We start from the raw sequence: 6597 nt of genomic DNA, 5'->3' as shown, positions 1-6597 counted from the left end.
CCGCCCGCGCCGTGGGTACCCCCCCCCCACCCCCCCCCCCGCGCGGGGCCCCCGGTCCACACCCGGGCGGCCCGCCCCCCGTGGGGGGATGCCGTCCCTCCTGGCATGGGGTTTTCAGAGGCCGTGTCTGACCGGCCGGCGGGGCGCAGCGGCGCGTCAGCCGTGGGCCTTCGCCATGGCCTCGACCGACTTGACGACCACATCCGGGCGGTCGGCCGGAATGTCGTGTGAGCTCCCCTTCGCGACGACAAGGCTTCGGTTGGGTGCGGCGTCGGCGAACTGCGTCTGTGCTTTACGCCATAGCTGTGCGTCCTCGGGGGTGTCGAAGGGCGTCTTCGACGACGCGATCACCGTCGCCGGGACACTCTGCGGCCAGGAGATCCGGTGGTAGGCGTGGTGCGTCGGGCCGTAGTTGCTCGCCGTGGCGAGGAGTTGGCGGATCGGCTTCGTCGAGAGGGTGCCGTCGAGTTGTGCCACCTGCGCCTGGTTCGCGGCCTCGATTTTCGCCGTCTCGCTGTCCGTGTAGAAATTCGGCAGGCCGGCGTCGACCAGGACGGCGCCGGAAACCCACTTCGGGTGCTTCTTCGCGAAGTACGTGGCGACCTCGCCCGCCTGGGAGTGCGAGACGAGAACCACGTCATGGGTGGCGCCCAGCTCGGTGAGGCCGGCCTCCAGGTCGGAAGCGGCGTTCTGCGCGTTCCAGGCGCCGACGACCTCGTCGCTCTTCCCGATTCCGGCACGGTCGTACGTGATGATCTCGGACCCGGTTTTCCTGGCCAGGACAGGCGCGATCCTCTTCCACTGCGACGAGTCCAGGCCGCCGCCCGCGTCCAGCACGATGGCCGGGAGGTGGCCCGGTGTGACATGGAAGGCCAGCTTGTGGCCGTTGTTCGCGATCATGTGGAGCGAAGAAGCAGTGGCGGTGGCCGACGGGCGGCCTGACCGGGACGGTACGGACGCAGCGGAGGCGGTGGAGTTCCCGTACGCCGCGAGGGACACGGCCGCGACCGTGGCCAGAGCCACCGTCGCGAAGACTGCGGTACGGCGACGTGGTGTGGTGGCGCGTGCACTCATGAGCGGGCTCCTGAAGGGGGAAGTACCGGTCGCCGAGCGGCTTGGTGCCGGCTTTCGGCGGGTTCCGGTGGATGCCTTTGAACGCCTTCAGTCTTGTCGGCCCGGGGGCGGGGGACGATGGAGCTGCCGGGTGAGTGCGGGTGTACCTGAACTCCGTATCGTTGGTGGTGCCAGCCCCCTCAGTCGTCGATCCCCGACCGCTCCACCCCCGCCACGATGTGCCGTTGCAGCAGCAGGAAGACCAGCAGCAGCGGCAGGATCGACACCGCCGCCGCGATGAACAGCTCGTGGAGGTTGACCACTTGGCCCGTGGTGAAGGTCGAGAGCGCCACCTGTACCGTCCACGCGTTCTTGTCCTGGCCGATCACCAGCGGCCAGAGGAAGGCGTTCCACGCGCCGATGAAGACGATCGTGCCGACCGCCGCGAAGACCGGGGCCGAGTTGGGGACCACGATGCGCCAGTACGTACGCCAGTAGCCCAGGCCGTCGACCTTGGCCGCGTCCTCCAGTTCCTGGGGGAAGCCGAGGAAGTACTGGCGGAAGATGAAGCAGGCGAACGCAGAGAACAGGGTCGGGATGATCAGGCCGCGCAGCGTGGAGATCCAGCCCAGCGTGGAGACCAGTACGAAGCTCGGTACGAAGGTCACAGCCGCCGGGACCATCAGGGTGCCCAGGATCGCGTAGAAGACCTTGTTCGCGTGGCGGTACGGGATGCGGGCCAGGCCGTAGCCGGCCAGTGAGGCCAGCAGGACCGTGCCGAGGGTCGTCGCCACCGCGATCAGCGCCGAGTTCAGCAGCGAGCGGGCCATCGGGACCGCCGGGTCGTCGAACAGTTCGCGGAGGTTCGACCACTGGAGGTGGGAAGGGAAGAACGTCCACGCGGGTGAGGTGATCTCCTGCTCGGTGGAGAGCCCGTTGCGCAGCAGCAGATAGAACGGGATGAGGAAGAGCGCAGCCAGCGCGATCAGCAGGACGGTCCGCAGCGCGCGTCCCGCCCGTACCAGGGCGTCGTCACGTCGGGCCGTCCCGGAGCCGCGCGGCGTGCCGGAGCTGCGGGGCGGTCCTGAGCTGCGAGGCGAGCCGGAGCGGCGGGACGTGCCGGAGTCGCGAGGCGTGCCGGAGCCGCGCGGCGTGCCGGGGTCGCGGAGTGTGCCGGAGCTGCCGGGCATGTCAGTCCTCCGTCCTGCCGAGCCCGAACCAGCGGGCCTGGACGATCGTCACCACCGCGATGATCAGCGCGAGGATGACCGCACCCGCACTGCCGAGCCCGAGGTTCTGCCCCTGCCCGAGCGCCGTGTAGTAGAGGTACACGAGCGGTGGGCGCGCGTACGGCGGATAGCCCCGGGCGTCGCTCAGCAGGTTGTAGAACTCGTCGAACGCCTGGAACGCGTTGATCACGAGCAGCAGCACCACCGCCACCGAGGTCGCCCGCAGCTGCGGGAACGTGATGTGCCGGAAGACCTGCCAGCCCGGCCGCGCCCCGTCGACGGCTGCCGCCTCGTACAGCTGGGGCGCGATCCGCTGGAGTCCGGCGAGGAACAGCACCATGTAGAAGCCTGCCTGGAGCCAGAGCCGCAGGGTCACGATGACCAGCCAGTACCAGGGCGGATGGGTCGTCGAGAGCCACGCCGTCTGGTCCTGGCCGAACCAGCCGAGCACGGTGTTCGCCAGCCCGAACCTGACCCCGTTGAAGACCGAGAGCTTCCAGATCATCGAGGCCACCACATAGGAGCAGGCCGCCGGGAGGAAGAACACCGACCGGAAGAAGGACTGCGCGAACCGCATCCGGTTCACCATCAGGGCCAGCGCGAGCGAGAGCACGTACGTCGCAGGCACGATGAACAGCGAGAAGACCGCGAACGTCCACAGGCTGGAGGTGAACGCGCCGTCGCTCAGCATCGAGGTGTAGTTGCCGAGCCCCACGAAGTGCGTCGGCGAGACCGTGTTGTGGGCGTCGAAGAAGCTGAGGTAGAGACTCCACAGCAGCGGTACGTACGTGAAGAGCGCGAGGCCGGCCGCGAAGGGGCCGACGAAGACCCAGAACCAGAGCGTGCGGTGTCTCACGGCTCCCTCACCTCCCTCACCGCCCCCACCTTCCCCACCGCTCCCTCATGACTTCTTCTTCTGTACCCGCCGGAGCTCGGCGTCGGTCTTGCGGACGACCGCCCTGACCTCGGTCTCCGGATTCGCGCCGTCCTTGATGATCCGGTTGAGGGCGTCCTGGTACGCGACCTGGCAGGCGGGTGTCCACAGCAGCGGCTGGGCCCAGCCGCTGTCGGTCGCGTACCGCACCGCGTCCGCCGCAGCGCCCTCCCGCAACTTCGCCGCCTTCTTCGCCAGCGAGATCCGGGCCGGGATGTGGAACCCGTAGGAGAGCGCGAAGTCCTCCTGGTAGGCCGTCCGGTCGATCCAGAGCCACTTGGCGAACGCCTTGGCCTCGGCGCGGTGCTTGCTGCGCGCGCTGACCGCCGAGCTGTACGCCCCGACCGGGACCGAGGGCTTCCCGTCCGGGCCGTCCTCGGGGAAGGGCAGGACGCCGAAGTCGTCGCCCAGCGCCTTCTTGACCGCCGGGAGCGCCCACAGACCGCACCACTGCATGGCGGTGAGTCCCTGGACGAGCGCCGAAGGGTCCGACCAGTCCGCCGGGGCGCCGAGCAGTAGCGACTTGTCGGCGTACAGCCGGTGGAACCTGGCCAGCGTGCGGGCCGCAGCCGGATCGTCGAAGCCGGTCTTCCCGTCCTCGGTGACGAGGCTGAGCCCGGCCGAGTAGAGCGGGGTCCCGCCGAGCACACCCGCGCCTCCGTCATTGCCGAGGAAGAGGCCCTTGACCTTCTTGCCGGTCAACGCCTTTGCCGCGTCCACGAGTTCGTCGAGTGTCCGGGGCGGCTGGACGTTCGCGTCCTTCAGGAGGCTCTTGCGGTAGTAGAGGAGCTGGGTGTCGATGGTCTGCGGGATGCCCCAGATCTTGCCGCCGTAGGTCTTCGGCGCGAGTACCGCCTGGTTGAAGTCGTCCTTCACTCCGTCGAAGAGGCCGGTCAGATCGGTGACCTGGCCGCCCTGGATCTGGTCCAGGGTGGGCCCGTTGACCTCGAAGACGTCCGGGCCCGACGAGGAGAGCAGGGCGGCGGCAGTCTGCTGGTCGTAATTGCCCGGCCGCCACTGGATCTTGACGGTCGCCTTGCGATAGGCGTCCGCGTACCGCCGCACGGCCTGCTCGGTCCCGGCCTCACCGTACTGGTGGTACCACTGCTGGAGCGTGGGCCCGCTGCCGCCCGAAGCGCCGTCGTCCCGGCCGGTGTTGGACCCGCACGCGGCGGCGAGCGCCCCGGTCAGTGCGAGGCTGCCTCCGCTGGTGAGCAGTCGCCTGCGGCTGATGGTCATGGTGCGTCCCCCTGGCTGCGTCGGCGTCGGTCATCGTTGCACGCCCCTAACGATCAACCATGGTGCGGGATTACGACAGGGGTGTTGCCGGGGTATGTCGGTCCTTGCCCCCCCGGGGGGCGTCTCTCCGTACCGCTGGACTTTCGGCGGACGTCCTTTCCCGCCGCCGATGAGTTTCGGTGCGGTCTGTCGTCTACCTCTCCGAAGGGCACGCCACCGCGGCCACCGGTCCGACCTGAGAGAAGAGCCCGCAATGCCCCAGATGATCTTCGTCAACCTGCCGGTCAAGGAGCTCGAAGTCTCCAAGTCCTTCTTCACCGCGCTCGGATACAGGATCAACCCGCAGTTCACCGACGAGAACGCGGCCTGTGTGGTGATCAGCGACTCGATCTGCGCGATGCTGCTCACGGAGCCGTTCTTCAAGCAGTTCACCCGGAAGGAGATCGCCGACGCGACCAGCACCACCGAGGTGCTGGTCTGTCTCAGCGCGGAGAGCAGAGAGGACGTCGACCGGCTGGCCGACACCGCGCTGGCCTCCGGCGGCTCGCCCGCGAACGAGCCGCAGGATCAGGGGCCTATGTACGGCCGCTCCTTCCAGGACCCGGACGGCCACATCTGGGAGGTCATGTGGATGGACCCGGCCGCTGTCCAGGGGTGACGGGGGCCGCCGCGATACGGGGTGGGGCCGGTGCCGTTTACGATGCCGGGCTGACGGGCGCGGGGCTGACGTGAGCCCGCCGCCGTCCGGGGTGACACGGGCGGATGACACGGGCGGGTGACGCAGGCCGCGGGGGGACGGGCGCCGCAGGGGAGCGCCTGTCCCCCCCCGGTCACCCCGTCCGGTCAGCGGCCGGGCGCGTCCACGGTGTCCAGGCCCTCGTACGTCACCCCGGTGAGCTGCTCGGACGCCGTCCAGAGCCGCTCGCCCGCCACATCATTCGTCGCCCACTTCGCCCGGCGGGACGGCCCGGGGGTCCCGCGCCAGCCCAGGAACCTGGGCCCGGTGAAGGAGTCGGGCAGTACGCAGGGTGCGGTGGCCGCGTAGAGCGTGGGCAGCGCGCCTGCCTCGGCCGACTGGGCGAACACGCGGTTGCCCAGCTCCACCACCCGCTCGGCCCCGGTGCGGCCCTCCATGCGCACCCCCGCCGTCTGGAGGTTCGTGCTCGCGTAACCAGGGTGCGCAGCGGCGGCGACGAGGCCGGAGCCGGCGGTGGCGAGGCGCCGAGTCAGCTCATGGACGAAGAGCAGATTCGCCGTCTTGGAGCGGCCATAGGCGATCCAACGCCGGTAACCCCGCTCGCTGTTGAGGTCGTTGATGTCGATATTGGCGAGCATGTGGAGCCCGCTGGACACGCTCACCACCCGGGCGCCCGGAGTGGCCAGGAGCTTCGGGACGAGCAGCCCGGTGAGGGCGAAGTGCCCGAGGTGGTTCACGCCGAACTGTGTCTCGAACCCGTCGGCTGTCGTCCCGTACGGCAGCGCCATGACGCCCGCGTTGTTGATGAGCAGATCGAGGCGCTCGCCCTGGACCGCCGACGCGAACTGCCGCACGGACGTCAGGTCCGCGAGATCGAGCTGTACGAAATCGGCCTGAGCGTCCGGCACTTCGGCCCGGATCGTGGCCTCTGCCTCTCTGCCGCGCGGCTCGCTGCGGCAGGCCAGAATGACCCGCGCGCCCTGTCGGGCCAGCTCACGTGCGGTCACCAGTCCGATGCCGCTGTTGGCCCCGGTGACCACCGCCGTGCGCCCGCTCAGGTCGGGGATGTCGCCCGCGTTCCAGCCTTTGGCCATGGCTCCAGCGTACGACCGTGGCGGCGGCCGGGCAGCCGCGCGTCCGCGTACGGGGCGGTGAAGGCGACCTCGGCCTCCCGGGCGGGCTCCACGGCGAGAAAACAGAGGTCGGACCGGCCCGCCGCCATCGCCTCGTACGACGTGCGTGCCGCGTCAAAGCACAGCAGCTCCACCGGCACCTCCAGCCGGGTCGCGATCTCCCGCGCGATGTCGACCGTGATCCCGGACGGAGCGCTCGGTGAGCCCTGGGCCAGGACCGGATTGCCCAGATTGATGGCGGCACGCAGCGCGCCGGTGGGCGCCAGATCCCGGGCGATGGCAGCGGTCGCGATGGTCATGCGCCGGAGTGTA

7 protein-coding genes are annotated in these 6597 nt (G+C 69.7%); 1 reads left to right on the top strand and 6 read right to left on the bottom strand.

Annotation, left to right across the window (positions count from 1 at the left end; translation table 11 throughout):
* Positions 1-156 precede the first annotated feature (156 nt).
* The 4 genes from ACFXBC_RS17930 to ACFXBC_RS17915 form a co-directional block, all read right to left on the bottom strand.
* A complete protein-coding gene (locus tag ACFXBC_RS17930; protein ID WP_385024620.1) occupies positions 157-1074 on the bottom strand; it encodes an alpha/beta fold hydrolase in 918 nt (305 codons plus the stop codon).
* Positions 1075-1253: 179 nt separating this feature from the next.
* Positions 1254-2243 carry a carbohydrate ABC transporter permease gene (locus ACFXBC_RS17925; protein ID WP_385024618.1) on the bottom strand — a complete coding sequence of 330 codons (990 nt, stop codon included), beginning with the start codon at positions 2241-2243 and terminating at the stop codon, positions 1254-1256.
* A 1-nt stretch (position 2244) separates the two neighbouring features.
* The gene (locus ACFXBC_RS17920) at positions 2245-3138 is read right to left on the bottom strand and encodes a carbohydrate ABC transporter permease (protein ID WP_385024616.1); all 894 of its coding nucleotides are present in this window, start codon (positions 3136-3138) and stop codon (positions 2245-2247) included.
* Between the two features lie 45 nt (positions 3139-3183).
* The gene (locus ACFXBC_RS17915) at positions 3184-4455 is read right to left on the bottom strand and encodes an ABC transporter substrate-binding protein (RefSeq protein WP_385024614.1); all 1272 of its coding nucleotides are present in this window, start codon (positions 4453-4455) and stop codon (positions 3184-3186) included.
* Between the two features lie 253 nt (positions 4456-4708).
* On the opposite strand from ACFXBC_RS17915, the gene ACFXBC_RS17910 reads away from it, so the two are divergent.
* Complete coding sequence (locus tag ACFXBC_RS17910; protein ID WP_385024612.1) at positions 4709-5113, top strand: VOC family protein; 405 nt, start codon at positions 4709-4711, stop codon at positions 5111-5113.
* A gap of 185 nt (positions 5114-5298) precedes the next feature.
* Here the strand turns inward: ACFXBC_RS17910 and ACFXBC_RS17905 are convergent, their stop codons facing one another.
* The gene (locus tag ACFXBC_RS17905; protein ID WP_385024610.1) at positions 5299-6246 is read right to left on the bottom strand and encodes an oxidoreductase; all 948 of its coding nucleotides are present in this window, start codon (positions 6244-6246) and stop codon (positions 5299-5301) included.
* Positions 6207-6584, bottom strand: coding sequence for a transporter substrate-binding domain-containing protein (locus ACFXBC_RS17900; RefSeq protein ID WP_385024608.1), 378 nt, complete (start codon positions 6582-6584; stop codon positions 6207-6209). Before ACFXBC_RS17900 ends, ACFXBC_RS17905 begins: the two co-directional genes overlap by 40 nt.
* Between the last annotated feature and the right edge of the window lie 13 nt (positions 6585-6597).

Source organism: Streptomyces sp. NPDC059398 (assembly GCF_042751845.1).
In the GTDB taxonomy this organism is placed as follows: Bacteria; Actinomycetota; Actinomycetes; order Streptomycetales; family Streptomycetaceae; genus Streptomyces.
The sequence above is the reverse complement of the archived record's forward strand: the minus strand, read 5'-3'. Positions and strand labels throughout refer to the sequence as shown.

Bases quoted from the DNA above. Each gene is read 5' to 3' on its own strand.
- ACFXBC_RS17930 (WP_385024620.1), bottom strand. From the start codon at position 1,074: ATGAGTGCACGCGCCACCACACCACGTCGCCGTACCGCAGTCTTCGCG.
- ACFXBC_RS17925 (WP_385024618.1), bottom strand. From the start codon at position 2,243: ATGCCCGGCAGCTCCGGCACACTCCGCGACCCCGGCACGCCGCGCGGC.
- ACFXBC_RS17915 (WP_385024614.1), bottom strand. From the start codon at position 4,455: ATGACCATCAGCCGCAGGCGACTGCTCACCAGCGGAGGCAGCCTCGCA.
- ACFXBC_RS17910 (WP_385024612.1), top strand. From the start codon at position 4,709: ATGCCCCAGATGATCTTCGTCAACCTGCCGGTCAAGGAGCTCGAAGTC.
- ACFXBC_RS17905 (WP_385024610.1), bottom strand. From the start codon at position 6,246: ATGGCCAAAGGCTGGAACGCGGGCGACATCCCCGACCTGAGCGGGCGC.
- ACFXBC_RS17900 (WP_385024608.1), bottom strand. From the start codon at position 6,584: ATGACCATCGCGACCGCTGCCATCGCCCGGGATCTGGCGCCCACCGGC.